Annotated in this window: 14 protein-coding genes; 10 read left to right on the top strand and 4 right to left on the bottom strand. The window is 35.1% G+C overall.

Annotated features, from left to right (window positions below; genetic code table 11):
• Positions 1 to 40 precede the first annotated feature (40 nt).
• Positions 41 to 832: a formate/nitrite transporter family protein gene (locus COD11_RS03260; protein ID WP_098795325.1), complete on the bottom strand. Its 792-nt coding sequence runs from the start codon at positions 830 to 832 to the stop codon at positions 41 to 43.
• 324 nt (positions 833 to 1,156) lie between these two features.
• Between COD11_RS03260 and rocF the strand changes: the two genes are divergently transcribed.
• Entirely contained in the window at positions 1,157 to 2,065 is a 909-nt protein-coding gene (gene rocF, locus COD11_RS03265; RefSeq protein WP_098795326.1) for an arginase, read from the top strand.
• Positions 2,066 to 2,097: 32 nt separating this feature from the next.
• Here rocF and COD11_RS03270 read toward each other — a convergent pair whose 3' ends face one another.
• The gene (locus COD11_RS03270; RefSeq protein ID WP_098795327.1) at positions 2,098 to 3,513 is read right to left on the bottom strand and encodes a sigma-54 interaction domain-containing protein; all 1,416 of its coding nucleotides are present in this window, start codon (positions 3,511 to 3,513) and stop codon (positions 2,098 to 2,100) included.
• 212 nt (positions 3,514 to 3,725) lie between these two features.
• Between COD11_RS03270 and COD11_RS03275 the strand changes: the two genes are divergently transcribed.
• The 3 genes from COD11_RS03275 (at position 3,726) to COD11_RS03285 (ending at position 6,554) form a co-directional block, all read left to right on the top strand.
• Entirely contained in the window at positions 3,726 to 4,919 is a 1,194-nt protein-coding gene (locus tag COD11_RS03275) for an ornithine--oxo-acid transaminase (protein ID WP_098795328.1), read from the top strand.
• 74 nt (positions 4,920 to 4,993) lie between these two features.
• Positions 4,994 to 6,256, top strand: coding sequence for a Glu/Leu/Phe/Val family dehydrogenase (locus tag COD11_RS03280; RefSeq protein ID WP_176550962.1), 1,263 nt, complete (start codon positions 4,994 to 4,996; stop codon positions 6,254 to 6,256).
• A 46-nt stretch (positions 6,257 to 6,302) separates the two neighbouring features.
• Positions 6,303 to 6,554, top strand: coding sequence for a biotin/lipoyl-containing protein (locus COD11_RS03285; protein WP_098795329.1), 252 nt, complete (start codon positions 6,303 to 6,305; stop codon positions 6,552 to 6,554).
• Positions 6,555 to 6,655: 101 nt separating this feature from the next.
• Here the strand turns inward: COD11_RS03285 and COD11_RS03290 are convergent, their stop codons facing one another.
• The gene (locus COD11_RS03290) at positions 6,656 to 8,017 is read right to left on the bottom strand and encodes a YjiH family protein (RefSeq protein WP_098795338.1); all 1,362 of its coding nucleotides are present in this window, start codon (positions 8,015 to 8,017) and stop codon (positions 6,656 to 6,658) included.
• Positions 8,018 to 8,428: 411 nt separating this feature from the next.
• Between COD11_RS03290 and COD11_RS03295 the strand changes: the two genes are divergently transcribed.
• Together COD11_RS03295 and COD11_RS03300 are read left to right on the top strand one after the other, a co-directional pair.
• On the top strand, positions 8,429 to 9,526 hold the full coding sequence (locus COD11_RS03295) for a GntR family transcriptional regulator (protein ID WP_098795330.1): 1,098 nt from the start codon (positions 8,429 to 8,431) through the stop codon (positions 9,524 to 9,526).
• Positions 9,527 to 9,582: 56 nt separating this feature from the next.
• The gene (locus COD11_RS03300; protein WP_098795331.1) at positions 9,583 to 10,305 is read left to right on the top strand and encodes an HAD family hydrolase; all 723 of its coding nucleotides are present in this window, start codon (positions 9,583 to 9,585) and stop codon (positions 10,303 to 10,305) included.
• Between the two features lie 35 nt (positions 10,306 to 10,340).
• Here the strand turns inward: COD11_RS03300 and COD11_RS03305 are convergent, their stop codons facing one another.
• Positions 10,341 to 10,598 (bottom strand): alpha/beta-type small acid-soluble spore protein, encoded by a 258-nt coding sequence (locus COD11_RS03305; protein WP_098795332.1) that lies wholly within the window; start codon positions 10,596 to 10,598, stop codon positions 10,341 to 10,343.
• Positions 10,599 to 10,746: 148 nt separating this feature from the next.
• Here COD11_RS03305 and COD11_RS03310 point away from each other — a divergent pair, with 148 nt between their 5' ends.
• From COD11_RS03310 to tnpA, 4 genes are all read left to right on the top strand, one after another.
• The gene (locus COD11_RS03310) at positions 10,747 to 10,977 is read left to right on the top strand and encodes a hypothetical protein (protein ID WP_098795333.1); all 231 of its coding nucleotides are present in this window, start codon (positions 10,747 to 10,749) and stop codon (positions 10,975 to 10,977) included.
• Between the two features lie 173 nt (positions 10,978 to 11,150).
• Entirely contained in the window at positions 11,151 to 12,353 is a 1,203-nt protein-coding gene (locus COD11_RS03315; protein ID WP_098795334.1) for an alanyl-tRNA editing protein, read from the top strand.
• A 74-nt stretch (positions 12,354 to 12,427) separates the two neighbouring features.
• Positions 12,428 to 13,579 carry a glycerate kinase gene (locus tag COD11_RS03320; protein ID WP_098795335.1) on the top strand — a complete coding sequence of 384 codons (1,152 nt, stop codon included), beginning with the start codon at positions 12,428 to 12,430 and terminating at the stop codon, positions 13,577 to 13,579.
• 464 nt (positions 13,580 to 14,043) lie between these two features.
• A complete protein-coding gene (gene tnpA / locus COD11_RS03330; protein ID WP_098795336.1) occupies positions 14,044 to 14,526 on the top strand; it encodes an IS200/IS605 family transposase in 483 nt (160 codons plus the stop codon).
• Positions 14,527 to 14,662 lie beyond the last annotated feature (136 nt).

Here is a 14,662-nt window from a genome sequence, read left to right on the forward strand (position 1 = left end):
TAAGGGTTAGTCCACTTGTAAACCTGAGCTAGATATCCATTTATTCCTCATTTTCTTCACCCATAAAAGGTTTATTTACAAAGTAGTACATCCATCCCATTAAAACTCCACCACCAATTAAATTTCCAATTGTTACAGGAATCAAATTATGAATAACTCCAGCGAGCGTAAAACTTTCAGGTGGATTAGAAACAAAAGCAATAGCAAACGTGCACATATTTGCAATACTATGTTCATATCCAGAAATGAAGAAGCAAAACACAAATAACATCATCGTAAATAGCTTAGCTCCATCTCCTTGAAGTTTCATTGGGATAAAAAATGCCAAACAAACCAACCAGTTACACAGAATTCCTCGAAAAAATAACTCATAGGTAGGAAGATGAACTTTTTTATCAGCGACACTCAATAAAAAACCTGTTGTTTCTTTATCTGAAAATAATCCAGTTGAAAAAATAAAAAATGCAAAAAAACATGCTCCTAAAATGTTTCCAATATAGCTTGTGGTCCAAAGCTTAATTACTTCAGCCCAACGCATTTTCTTTTGAAAAGCTGTGTAAGAGAAATAGAATGTGTTCCCAGTAAACAAATCACCACCACCATAAGCGATTAAGATAATGGCAGCACCAAACGTTAGTGCTGCAATAGGGTAAGCAAAGGGAGAATGCTCAATATAAAAGAAATTTCCTGCCTTGAAAGCAACAATAACTCCAAAACCAATAAACATGCTAGCAAGCATTGAACGTAATAGGTATCGAAGCGGACTTTTATGAAAGATCTTATGTTTCTTTAGAGCTAGCTTCTCAACTTGCAGTAAAGCCTTATTTTCCAAGTCATTCACGCTCCAAATATATGTATTTAGGATTTAAATTTTAATGAAAAATTGAAAGAATTAATGTGATGAAAGTCACTATTATTGTTCTTTTAAAAATTTTTTTTATAAATAATTTAAAAATAAAACGGAAAAGTTGTTCGAGTGTTATTATATTGAAATTGTAGTTTATTATTGAAAACGCTTATTTTTAGATACTTTAATTTAAATATAGTTATATTTATATATCTATTTTTGTATATATGTGCATATTTATACATAAAGATGTCAAGTTGAGTCAAGAATTACCCATAAGATACAATTGGAAAAAAAGGAGGGGTTTGGATGAAAAATCATATTTCAATCATAGGGGTACCAATGGATTTAGGACAATCAAGACGTGGAGTAGATATGGGTCCTAGTGCTATTTGTTATGCAGGTGTTGTGGAAAGGTTAGAAGAGCTAGATTATGAGATTCATGATAAAGGAGATATAGAGATTGGCAGACCAGGTAAAGATGAAGAAGCAACTCTTGGAAATAACCTCAAATATTTAAAGGCTGTTACGATAGCAAGTGAAAAACTTGCTGAATCAGTTGATGAGGTTGTAGCAAAGGGATCATTTCCATTAGTGTTTGGTGGTGATCATAGCATTGCAATTGGTACACTAGCTGGAATTGCTAAGCATTATGATAACCTGGGTGTCATTTGGTATGATGCACACGGAGATTTAAATACAGGAGACACCTCTCCATCAGGTAATATTCATGGAATGCCTTTAGCAGTAAGTTTAGGTATAGGTCATCCAGATTTAACCAATATAGCTGGATATTCCCCGAAAATTAAGCCGGAAAACATCGTGATCATTGGTGCCCGTTCTTTAGATGAAGGAGAGAAAATACTTATCCGTGAAAAAGGGATTAGAGTTTATACAATGCATGAAATTGATCGTTTAGGTATGACAAAGGTAATGGAAGAAGCAATCGATTATTTAAAAGCTAGAAACATAGATGGAGTACATTTATCGCTTGATTTAGATGGACTTGATCCGGATGAGGCACCAGGAGTTGGAACGCCAGTTTTAGGTGGAATTAGTTATAGAGAAAGTCACTTAGCAATGGAAATTTTAGAAGAATCAAAATTAATAACTTCTGCTGAATTTGTAGAGGTTAATCCAATCTTAGATGAAAAAAATAAAACAGCTACTGTCGCGGTAGCTTTAATGGGCTCACTTTTTGGTGAAAAATTATTATAACAGACCGAAGGGGATTATCCCCTTCATCAGTTTTATTTAAGTTTAAATTTTCTTAAACGATATTGAAGACTCTGTCTACTAATTTGTAACGTCTTTGCGGTTTGGGAGATATTATAGTCGTGCTCTTTTAATATTTTTTCAAGATATTCTTTTTCGCGATTTGTCATATAGTCTTCAAGTGTTAGGAGTTCTTTTGATTCTTCTTTATCCTTTTCGTAGAATTGATTTTCATCATATACAGCTGGATCAACTAGTTCAGTACCTTTTTGTCTAAAGGAAATTGGTAAATGTGGAACGTCAATGATTACTTCTTCAGGCTCCATCAAATTCATTGCACCTTCAATGATGTGTTCAAGTTCGCGGACATTTCCAGGCCAATCATAGACTTCAAACAAAGCTAATACATGTTTGCTGATGCTTTTTACGTTCATGTCAAATAAATGATTAAATTTTTTCAAAAATGACTGTGCAAGTGTTTGAATATCATCCTTACGTTCCCTTAGTGGAGGGATGAATAATGAAACAACGCTTAATCGATAAAAAAGATCCTTTCGTAAATGACCATTAGCAATAGCGTCAATTGGGTCTTCGTTAATTGTTGCTATAACTCTAACATCAATTTTCTTATCTTTTGTATCTCCGACTCTTCTGATGGTTTTTTCTTGAAGAGCACGAAGGAGTTTTGCTTGAAGAGTTGGATTTAACGAGTTGATTTCATCAAGAAGCAACGTTCCGCCCTCAGCTTGCTCGAATAAACCTGGTCTTTCAATTGATCCGGTAAACGCGCCTTTTTTTGTGCCAAAGAGAATCCCTTCTATTAAACTTTCAGGCAATGCAGCACAATTTTGGCTAATAAATGGATAGGAGGAACGCTTACTCCCATTATGAATACTTTGGGCAAAAAGCTCTTTTCCGGTGCCGGTTTCACCGACAATAAGGATTGAAGATGAAGTTCTTGTTGCTCGTTTACTAGCTTCAATAACTTCTGCAATCTTTATACTTTTTCCAATAATGTGATCAAACGTGAATTTTGTGTCTCCCTTTTTAAGGATATTATCTCTAATAATTCGCTCAAGGTTTGTAATATCCTTGGCTACTTCGATTGCTCCGCATATTTGCTGAGTAGAATCATATAAAGGGCAGGTATCATTAATTGTCGTAATTTCTTGACCATTGTGGGTAAAATACGTTTGTTTTGACTTCTTTGTAGCATTACCTCGTAGAGCTGAAATGAGAGTGCTCTCAGTCTCATTATTAAATTTAAACAGTTCAAGAATATTTTTGCCGTGTACGTTATTTGGATCCATCTCTTCAATATCAGCCATTTTTTTATTATATATAATTGTTTTACCATCTTTATTTACTACATGTATTCCGATGTCGATCATATTCACCAAAGTTTGAATAATGGCTTGCATTTCAGCATTCGTTAAATTTTCTATTTTCATTTTTTTCCACCCTCCTAGAATAAGAATAGATCATATAAAAGAGGGGGTGCAATGATAATTTGCACAAAAGTAATTATGGTGAGTTGATGGTGTAAAAAAAATTTGCGATAGGATGCTGAGTAACCAATGAAACTAGGGGAATTAATGTTGGCATAGATATTGCATAATAGATAGATAAGAAATGACTTATTAGTTACAAGGAGGAATATACAATGACAACAAAAACAGAACAAGTGATTACTCAGACAGAACAATTTGGTGCAAAAAACTATAATCCTCTACCAATTGTTATATCAAAAGCAGAGGGAATATGGGTGGAAGATCCTGAAGGTAACAAATATTTGGATATGTTAAGTGCTTATTCAGCCGTTAACCAAGGCCATAGACATCCTAAGATTATTCAGGCATTAAAAGATCAAGCGGACCGCGTTACCTTAACATCCCGTGCTTTTCATAATGATCAGTTAGGTCCATGGTATGAGAGAATTGCAAGAATCACTAAAAAGGAAATGGCACTACCAATGAATACAGGTGCTGAGGCTGTGGAAACAGCTATAAAAGCAATAAGACGATGGGGATATCAGGTGAAAGGGATTGCTGATAATCAAGCTGAGATTATTGCTTGTGAAGGTAACTTTCATGGACGTACGATGACAGCTGTTTCTTTATCCTCTGAAGAAGAGTATCGTAAAGGATTTGGGCCGATGTTGCCAGGAATTAAACTAATTCCTTATGGTGATGTAGAAGCTCTAAAAGCAGCGATTACCCCGCAAACAGCAGGATTTCTTTTCGAGCCAATTCAAGGTGAAGCCGGAATTAATATTCCGAGAGAAGGGTTTTTAAAAGAAGCATATCAAGTATGTAAAGATAACAATGTTTTGTTTGTAGCCGATGAAATTCAAGCTGGATTAGCGCGATCTGGAAAAATGTTTGCTTGCGATTGGGAAGATGTTGTACCTGATATGTATATTTTAGGGAAAGCACTAGGTGGGGGAGTTTTCCCAATTTCATGTGTGGTAGCTAATCGTGATGTTTTAGGCGTATTTAACCCTGGCTCACACGGATCTACATTTGGAGGTAATCCTCTTGCATGTGCTGTTTCAATTGCTGCACTTGATGTGATAGAGGAAGAAAATCTAGTTGATCGTTCATTGAAGCTAGGAAACTATTTTGTGGAACGCCTAAAAGAAATTAACAATCCTATTATTAAAGAGATAAGAGGCAGAGGCTTGTTTATTGGGGTAGAGTTAACGGAGCCTGCACGTAGTTATTGTGAAAAGTTAAAGGAAAATGGTTTATTGTGTAAAGAAACACATGATACTGTTATTCGTTTTGCCCCACCATTAGTTATAAATGAAGAGGAGCTAGATTGGGCGATTGATCGTATTAAGCGTGTATTATCATAAGTGTTTTAAGAGCTCGTCAATTATATCTTATTAAGAAACTTTATAAGCTTTTATTCCATATGAGGTGATGACAATTGAATACAACTATTCAAAAAAATGAGGTTTTAAACTTATTTTCATCCACGCAAGTCGTAATTAAAGAAGCCTTAAATCATTTAGGATATCCAGAAGAAATGTACGAATTATTAAAAGAACCATTAAGAATGTTGACAGTTAGAATTCCAGTCAAAATGGATAATGGGTCAACAAAGATTTTTACCGGCTATCGAGCACAGCATAATGATGCTGTAGGACCGACTAAGGGTGGGATTCGTTTTCATCCTCATGTTGACGAGGATGAGGTAAAGGCCCTATCGATGTGGATGAGCTTGAAATGTGGAATTGTCAGTCTCCCGTATGGAGGTGGAAAAGGTGGAATTGTTTGTGACCCCAGAAATATGTCTCAAACGGAATTAGAGCGGCTTAGCAGGGGATACGTACGTGCTATTAGTCAAATTGTTGGACCAACCAAAGATATACCAGCCCCTGATGTTTATACAAATTCACAAATTATGGCTTGGATGGTTGATGAATATAGTCGTTTACGTGAGTATGATTCACCAGGATTTATCACAGGGAAACCTTTAGTATTGGGCGGATCTCATGGTAGAGAAAAGGCAACAGCACTTGGTGTAACCATCTGTATCGAAGAAGCTGCAAAGAAAAAGGGTATCGAGCTTAAAGGAGCAAAAGTTGTTATTCAAGGCTTTGGAAATGCAGGTAGCTTTTTAGCGAAAATGATGAATGATGCAGGGGCTATAGTGATTGGTATTTCAGATGCTTATGGAGCCTTGTATGATCAGAATGGATTAGATATAGAGTATCTATTGGATAGAAGAGATAGTTTTGGTACAGTAACAACACTTTTCAATGAAACGATTTCAAATGAAGAGCTCTTAAAGTTAGAATGTGATATTTTAGTCCCAGCAGCTATATCAAATCAAATTACTGTAGAAAATGCAAATGATATAAATGCTAAGATTGTTGTAGAAGCAGCTAATGGTCCAACTACCTGGGAAGCAACAAAGATACTATCTGATAAAGGTATATTACTCGTACCTGATGTGTTGGCAAGTGCTGGTGGTGTAACTGTTTCTTATTTTGAATGGGTGCAAAATAATCAGGGTTATTACTGGTCAGAAGTAGAGGTATTACAAAAGTTAAATAAAGTATTAATTGAATCTTTTAATCAAGTCTATGAACTTGCTGAGTCCAGAAATGTTAACATGAGGTTAGCGGCCTATATGGTTGGAGTTCGAATGATGGCTGAAGCATCAAGATATAGAGGATGGGTTTAAGAAAAGGCTTTTTATACTTGTTATAAATGAGGAGTGGAAGGTTAGTATGAATCATATTTATTCTATTGAAAGTCTTGATGATGGAGTTGTCTCACAAGTTTGTATTAATGAAAATGAGTATGTTTATGAATGGGAAACACTTTTTCAGATAAAAACAGATAAAGGAAATGTAGTTAATATAACAATTGGTGCTAGTGGGCTAGTAAAGGATATTTCTGTGAAGGCTGGAGATCCTGTATACAGGTGTTCATTCTTAGCTAGATTGCATGATGATAATAAAATAACTGGGTCTGATTAATTGAAAAGTTTTTAGACTCAAAAAATCAATAAAGAAGCCCCGTTCCAGTTCTGGAATAGGGCTTCTTTTCTTTAGTTAATCTATCTTATCAAAAATAAAGATTAAAATACGATGTGTGCCATTAGCACAATAATTGGTAGAGAAATAATTGTACGTTGAAGGAAGATCATCACTAAATCAAGAAAAGAAACCGGGAGTTTAGATCCTAATAGCAACCCTCCGACCTCTGACATATATATTAATTGTGTGATCGATAAACAGCCAATGACAAAACGTGTCATTTCACTTTCAATTCCACTTCCAATGATAGCAGGCAAAAACATATCTGCAAATCCAATCACCATCGTTTGTGATGCTTCTGCAGCCTCAGGAATTTGCATCATCTCCAATAATGGAATAAATGGAGTACCAAGAATACTGAATAATGGAGTGTATTCAGCAATGATTAGTGCAAGTGTACCGATTGCCATAACAATTGGTAAAACACCTAACCACATATCAACTACATTCTCAACTCCACCTTTTATGACATTCGAATACTTAACTTTTTTTGCTTCTTGAACAGCACGGTTGACCCCCCATTTGAAGCTTGACACACCAGGAGGAATTAGCTCATCCTCTTTTTCGACTTCACCAATATAAGTATTAGATTTGCGTGATAAGGGAGGGATTCTTGGACTGATAAGTGCACATGCGATACCTGCAAGTACAATAGTTAGATAAAAACTGCCAAAGTATGCTTCCAACTCTAAATACGACATAATGACGATTGTAAAGGTAATGGATACAACGGAAAAGGTTGTACCGATGACCGCTGCTTCGCGTTTTGTATAATAGCCATCTTCATATTGTTTATTAGTTAAAAGTACTCCTATCGTACCATCACCGAGCCAAGAGGCTAAGCAATCAATAGATGATCGTCCAGGAAGTGTGAATAGTGGTCTCATTACTTTTGTGAAAAGTGCTCCACATAACTCTAATAATCCAAAATCGAGAAGCAGCGGTAGAAGTATACCTGCAAAGAGAAAGACTGAAAACAAAACAGGAATTAAATCGTATAAAAGCAATCCACCTGTATTTTCACTCCACACAGCGGAAGGACCTATACGAAATAAAGCAGATACTGAGAAAATCATCCCTAATACTCTCGTTATTTGCCAAATCCAGGAAACATTAAAAAGTTTATTTAAAAATGATTGGTTGATTATTTTTTTTGGTTGAAAAACCTTCGTATACAAAGAGACTACAGCAGTTAAAAATATAATAAATGTTGCGATAAAGGGTAATGTTTCTCCGAGAAGAGTTTGAATAAAATTTGCTAGTAGAGCAACTGTAACAGATATTTCTCCGTTAATTGATATAGGAATGACAAAAAGTAAAATTCCTAGTAATGATGGAATAATGAACTGTAAATAATCGATTGTCTTATATGTATTTCTTTGCTCAACTTCCTTTTTTAACATTTTTTCCACAAAAACACCTCTCCTTTTATACGTGTTCTCCGACGTATTAACTAATCTTAAATATGAAGCTTCTTAAGGTCTTTATCGTATATTTGATAAAAACCCTTCTTAATCTCTAAGTAAACCTAATATCGTATTTCTACTAAATATCATGCAATTTTTATGCCAAGAAAGAACCAATCTATTTTCTCACTTATTTTATTTGAAAGAAAGATAAAATGCCAAATAAGGTGGCATTTATGTGCAAAAAAATTTTGCTGATGAAATGTTTTCTTTTAAAATAAAGTGGATATATCTAACAGTTTGCTATAATAATTAACGTTTTATTAATAGTCCTTAGTAGTATATAATAATGAAAGCAGTTGTACGAATAAGTTATACGGTAACATACAAGCTGAAAGTGGTGACATAATGGCGCAACAAACGAAAGTCGGGATGGTAAAACAAAAAATTAAAGAATGGATTAATGAGGGAAAGGTTTTACCAGGGGAAAAGATTTATTCGGAAAATGAACTTGTCAAAATGTTTGAAGTTAGTAGACATACAGTTAGACAAGCTGTAGGAGATTTGGTACATGAGGGGTATTTATATCGAGAACAGGGTGCAGGAACGTTTGTCGCAAACCGCAGAACAGAAGCTAAACGTATGCCTCCAACCGGTAAAAATATTGGTGTTATAACAACATATATTACTGATTACATATTTCCATCCATTATTAAAGGAATTGAATCACATCTCTCACAACAAGGTTATTCGTTAACCTTTGCTTGTACTGATAACAATCCTGAAAAAGAAAGGCAATGCCTTGAAACAATGATAAATAGAAATGTAGATGGCTTGATTGTAGAACCAACTAGAAGTAGTAGTTATAATCCAAATTTACATTACTATCTGCAAATGGAGCAAAATAATACACCTTTTTTAATGATCAATCAGTACTACCCACAATTAAATCCGCCGCATATTATTTTAGACGATGAAAAAGGTGGATATATTGCAACAGATCATCTTATTGGTCTAGGTCATCGAAAGGTGATCGGCTTATTCAAAAGTGATGATATTCAGGGTTTAAATCGTATGCAGGGGTTCATTAGAGCTTTTAGAGAAAAGAATATTGCGTTCTTTCCTGAAATGATTATTACGTATACAACAGAGCAAAAAGAAGAGGAGTTTCTAAACAAACTTAAAGGTGTTCTATTATCTGGCGAAAGACCAACTGGAATTGTGTGTTATAACGATGAGGTAGCTATTAGTGTTCTTAATTTATTGCGTGAACTAGGACTAAAGGTTCCTGAAGATATTTCTATTGTAGGTTATGATGATTCTTATTTAGCTGAAGCTTCTGAGACAAAGATTACGTCTGTAACTCATCCGAAAATGGAAATGGGAGTTGAAGCGGCAAAATGGGTTGTTTCTGCAGTAGAAAATAGAGATAAAGCTGGTACTTATCAAAAAGTTTATCAGCCTGAATTAGTTATTCGAAGTTCAACCAAAGCTATTTCAAAATAAAGCCTACTCTTTTTTTATTATTTAAAAAGGGATATAGAGATACGGGAGTGCGGGATATGAATAGTATAAAAAATTCTGAAGCAGTTTTTTTCGATTTGGACGATACTTTATATGATTCATTATTGCCTTTCCAAAACGCCCTTGAATATTATCAAGTTGGTTTACCTCGTTCAAAGGCAGAAGAGTTTTATAAAAAAGTCAGACATTATAGTGACCTACTTTGGAAGGAACATGTAAAAGGTGAATTAAGTCTTGAAGAGTTAAGAATACAACGACTAACACGTACATTCTTAGATTATCAAATATCTATTACAGACGATCAAGCATTGGCTATACAAGAGCGTTATGAACAAGAGCAACAACAAATAAAGCCATTTGGAACTGTTCTCTTATTGTTAAAGCAATTAATAGAAACTAAACCGTTTGTTGGAGTTATTACAAACGGACCTGTGAACCATCAAATGAACAAGTTAAAGGCACTAAAAATAGATCAGTTAATTCCAATTGAGCACATTTTTATTTCAGATGGAATTGGAATGGCTAAGCCTGATAGCCGTGTGTTTGAACATGTTCATACGAAAATGAATATTAACCCAGGTAAATGCCTGTACATCGGAGATACTTGGGAAAATGACATTGTTCCGCCGATTGAAGTAGGATGGAAGTGTGTTTGGTTTAATCATCGAAATCGACAACCACAAACAAAGCATGTACCAAATGAGATTATTATGAATGAAAAAGAGTTTTTACTTTTTGATGAAAAACAAGGGCGTAATTAAACCCTTGTTTTTTGTTTTTATAAGAAAATAATGATTCAATTTCTTTCATTCTTCAACTGTTGCTCAGCTAGCTTAATCATTTCTCGGACCATATCGCCACCAAGCTTGCCACCAACTTTACCGGCTTGTTTGGATAATAACTTTCCATTGTCCCCCTCATGCAAAGGAATTCCTAATTCTTTTGCTGCTTCATATTTAGCCTGCTCCGGTTTAGTTGTATTTGTAACTCTTGCTTTTAATTGGTTTACTTGTTCTCTTGCCTCAGGGACAAGTAACTTATTTCTATTTGCCATTATATAACCCCCTTGATATCAGTTTCCCTATCGTAAGTTTTTTCTATGAGAAAATATTTTATTAATATTTTTCTGTCATAAATGAATGATTTTTATTACTTAATAAGTCAACAATAAAAAATAGTAATAAGAAAAAGGAGGATTTTCATTGAAACATTGTCATGATTTTTTAAAAAGTAAAAGGTGGCTTGATCAAGACCTTGATTCAAGATATATAAATGTTGAGCATCCTTATGCGATATTGCTTTCAGAAGATGAGGGTCAAATCACATTAAGAGGAAATGCAGGGGACGATAACGGTCAAAACGGAGAAGAAATATTCACGTTTACATCTTTAGAACAATTACAGGAGTGGTTTGAGAATAATATAGGTGAGTAGTCCCGAAGATCTCTTGTTCTTATGCTATAGTAAAAATAAAGAAAACTTGTCAATTGATAGGCGTGTGTTGGATGGTACCAATACACTTTATTCTTAATATTGAAGATTACGTGTTTCATGATTTTTTCTGACAAAGTTTTCTTAAATAAGAACTGTAGAAGAGAGTGGGCTATATGACTAAAAAGCTATACTACGATGATGTTTATCAAACTGAATTTTCATCGAAAGTGATTAAGAGCAACCATGATGAATCCGGCTATTTTGTTGTATTACAAGAAACTGCCTTTTATCCAACAGGTGGTGGGCAACCATTTGATAAAGGAACATTACATGATATAAACGTGCTAAGGGTGGAAGAGGTTGATGGTGAGATTCGTCACTATATGGAAACTAGTATAAATGTGAAAGAAGTAAACGGTGTGATTGATTGGGATCGAAGGTTTGATCATATGCAACAACATGCCGGGCAACATATTCTAACTGCGGCTTTTGAGGACAACCTAGGCTATAAAACATTAAGCTTTCACCTTGGTGAAGAAATATGTGCGATCGATCTTGATACGTCATCCCTTACAGATGAAGAAATACATATAGCGGAAACATTGGCAAATAAAATCATCTTAGAGAATAGACCCATTTTGACAAAATGGGTGGATAAAAAAGAGGAATTATCAGGTTTCCACCTTCGGAAAGAATTAGCCGTTAGTGAAGACATTCGTCTTGTGATAATTCCAGAATATGATTACAACGGCTGTGGTGGAACTCACCCTAGATCAACAGGTGAGGTTAGCTTATTAAAAATACTAACAAGTGAAAAACAGAAAAAATATACGCGTGTTCAGTTTGTTTGTGGTGGTAGAGTAACAAGACAGCTTCATCAAAAAAATGAAGTAATACAAACATTGACAACACAATTAAGTGCTCGGCAGGAAATGATTCCTAATGCTGTTTTAAGGCTTTTACATAATACTAAGGAATTAGAAGAGCAGGTAAAAGACTTATCAAATAAATTAATTCGATATGAAGTAAAAGAAAGATTAGACAATGCGGTAAAATGGAATGGATTTTTTTTAATTTCTACCATATTTCAAGATCGTACATTAAGTGAATTGCAAACTTTAGCAAGGGACTTAATTACATATCCAGATGTTATTGTTATGTTTATAACTGAACATCAAGAGAAGCTACAACTTGTTTGTGCTAGAAGTGAAAATACTAACATTAATGTGAATTCTGTCTTAAAAGAGGTATTACCGTTGATTAACGGTAAAGGTGGAGGAAAGCCTTTCTTTGTACAAGGAGGCGGAGATCGAATGTTACCACCAGATCAGGTGATGGAAGAGCTAATGAGAGTGTTAACTCATCAGGTATTGTAAGGTGATTTAGCCTAAGTGTAAGAGTGTGCTTCAATGACTGTTTTAACAATAGAATTAAAAAGGAGACGATCAAGTTGAAAATAATCGTTGCTCCAGATTCATTTAAAGGATCAATTTCAGCGTATGATATTTGTCAAGCCGTTAAAGAAGGAATTCTACGCGTTCATCCAAATGCAAAAATTTGTCTCCTGCCTCTAGCTGATGGAGGGGAAGGGACTGTTGACAACCTGGTGGCTGCGTGTAATGGTCAGTTGAATCGTGTTAATGTCCGTGGTCCTTTAAATGCAGAAGTTAATGCAGTTTATGGGGTTTTAGGTGATAAAAAAACAGTTGTGATTGAGATGGCACAAGCATCAGGACTTCCCCTTTTAAAAGATACAGAAAAAAATCCGATGATTTCAACTAGCTTTGGTACTGGTGAACTAATAAAGCACGCCTTAGACGCGGGTTATCGTCAATTCATTATTGGACTTGGTGGTAGCACAACAAATGATGGTGGTGTTGGAATGCTTAGGGCACTAGGAGTAGAATTCTATAATAGCTTTAATGAAGTCCTAAAAGATGGTGGTGCTTCCTTAATAGATCTTGCGTTTTATGATGACACAAATTTAGATCCAAGATTATTTGAGTCAACAATAACAATTGCTAGCGATGTAACAAATCCTCTTTGTGGACCGAATGGTGCATCAGCAGTTTTTGGACCTCAAAAAGGAGCCACACCAGAAATGGTACATCAGCTTGATCAAGCTTTGTTTCATTTTAGTGAAATTGTGTTAAAGCAAAAAAATATCAATATGAGAGAGTTTGTTGGTGGAGGTGCTGCTGGAGGTATGGGAGCTGCACTAATTGCCTTTTGTAATGCAAAACTAAGATCAGGAATTGATGTAATATTAGAAGTAAGTCAGTTTGATAATTTGCTAGATCAAACTGATTTACTTATCACAGGTGAGGGGAAATTAGATTCGCAAACATTATCCGGGAAAGTAATAAAAGGAGTTGCGAATAAAGCTAGAGAAAAGAAGATTCCAGTTATAGGTCTCTGTGGAACAATTCAACTGAGCCAAAAAGAGCTAGATGAATTAGGAATATATGCTGCCTTTTCAATTGTTCCTGGCCCTTGCTCCTTAGAGGAAGCTTTTGAACATTCTGCCCAGTGGATTGCTGATCGTGCTGAATCTATTATGAAATTGCTTACCTTACCTATAATCACTATTAAAAAGAGTTAATAGGCAAGCAACATGAATTTATAAAAAGGTTTATCCCTAAAGTAATGGGGTGGAAAAATCTCCTATTGCATTCACCTACAATTTCTAGTATTATAACTATACAAGCTGCGCTGTACGCATTTTTTATAAAGTTTTAACCTTTAAGCTGAAATAGGGAGTTTTACATTGAAGACGGACTATCAAGCCTCCATTATGAAGAGGACGATATGAAACCTTCTGCGAACACCCACTTGTAGGAGTGGTGGTTTAAAACTCTATAACTTACGATGCGGCAATTGCGGCACCTTACTTTAACATTTAATCCGGTTCCCAATGGGAGCCGGATTTTTAATTTATATAAAAGAAAACCCTAGGCTAGGCCTAGGGTTCTAAAAAGCTTCTAGCGTGGTATTAAAAAAAATCCCCCGAGGTGCTAAAATATTTTTGGTTCGCCAACCAAAATATCAGCATACGGAGGATTTTAAATGTCAAAAGACACTAATAGTTTAGCACATACAACCTGGAATTGTAAGTATCACATCGTGTTTGCACCTAAGTATAGAAGACAAGTAATTTATGGGAAAATCAAAAAGGACATTGGAGAAATACTACGTACTCTATGCGAGAGAAAAGGTGTTGAAATTATTGAAGCAACAGCCTGTAAAGATCACGTACATATGTTAGTGAGTATTCCACCCAAAATAAGTGTATCCCAGTTTGTAGGATATTTAAAAGGAAAAAGCAGCTTAATGATATTTGATAGGCATGCAAACTTAAAATATAGATACGGGAATCGGAAATTTTGGTGTACAGGATATTATGTGGATACACTTGGAAGAAATAAGAAAGTAATAGAAGAATATATACGTAATCAAATACAAGATGATATAGTCGCAGAGCAATTAAGTATGATGGAATACATTGATCCGTTTACAGGTGAAGAGGTAAAGAAAAAGAAAAGGAAATAGGTAGGGGGCCTTTGAGGTCTGGCCAGTAAAAGTAGTACAACTGGCGAACCATTCAGTAGCCCTTTAGGGTTTGGTCAGTAACAAAGGCTTTCAGCCGCAGAGCAAACCACCCGTTCTGAACTGAACCCAAAAAGTT

It is taken from the genome of Bacillus sp. AFS040349, from assembly GCF_002577655.1.
Lineage (GTDB): Bacteria > Bacillota > Bacilli > Bacillales > Bacillaceae > Metabacillus.

Coding starts and splice junctions, on each gene's coding strand:
- COD11_RS03295 (WP_098795330.1), top strand. CDS start 8,429: ATGGCGCAACAAACGAAAGTCGGGATGGTAAAACAAAAAATTAAAGAA.
- COD11_RS03270 (WP_098795327.1), bottom strand. CDS start 3,513: ATGAAAATAGAAAATTTAACGAATGCTGAAATGCAAGCCATTATTCAA.
- tnpA (WP_098795336.1), top strand. CDS start 14,044: ATGTCAAAAGACACTAATAGTTTAGCACATACAACCTGGAATTGTAAG.
- rocF (WP_098795326.1), top strand. CDS start 1,157: ATGAAAAATCATATTTCAATCATAGGGGTACCAATGGATTTAGGACAA.
- COD11_RS03300 (WP_098795331.1), top strand. CDS start 9,583: ATGAATAGTATAAAAAATTCTGAAGCAGTTTTTTTCGATTTGGACGAT.
- COD11_RS03275 (WP_098795328.1), top strand. CDS start 3,726: ATGACAACAAAAACAGAACAAGTGATTACTCAGACAGAACAATTTGGT.
- COD11_RS03305 (WP_098795332.1), bottom strand. CDS start 10,598: ATGGCAAATAGAAATAAGTTACTTGTCCCTGAGGCAAGAGAACAAGTA.
- COD11_RS03285 (WP_098795329.1), top strand. CDS start 6,303: ATGAATCATATTTATTCTATTGAAAGTCTTGATGATGGAGTTGTCTCA.
- COD11_RS03290 (WP_098795338.1), bottom strand. CDS start 8,017: ATGTTAAAAAAGGAAGTTGAGCAAAGAAATACATATAAGACAATCGAT.
- COD11_RS03315 (WP_098795334.1), top strand. CDS start 11,151: ATGACTAAAAAGCTATACTACGATGATGTTTATCAAACTGAATTTTCA.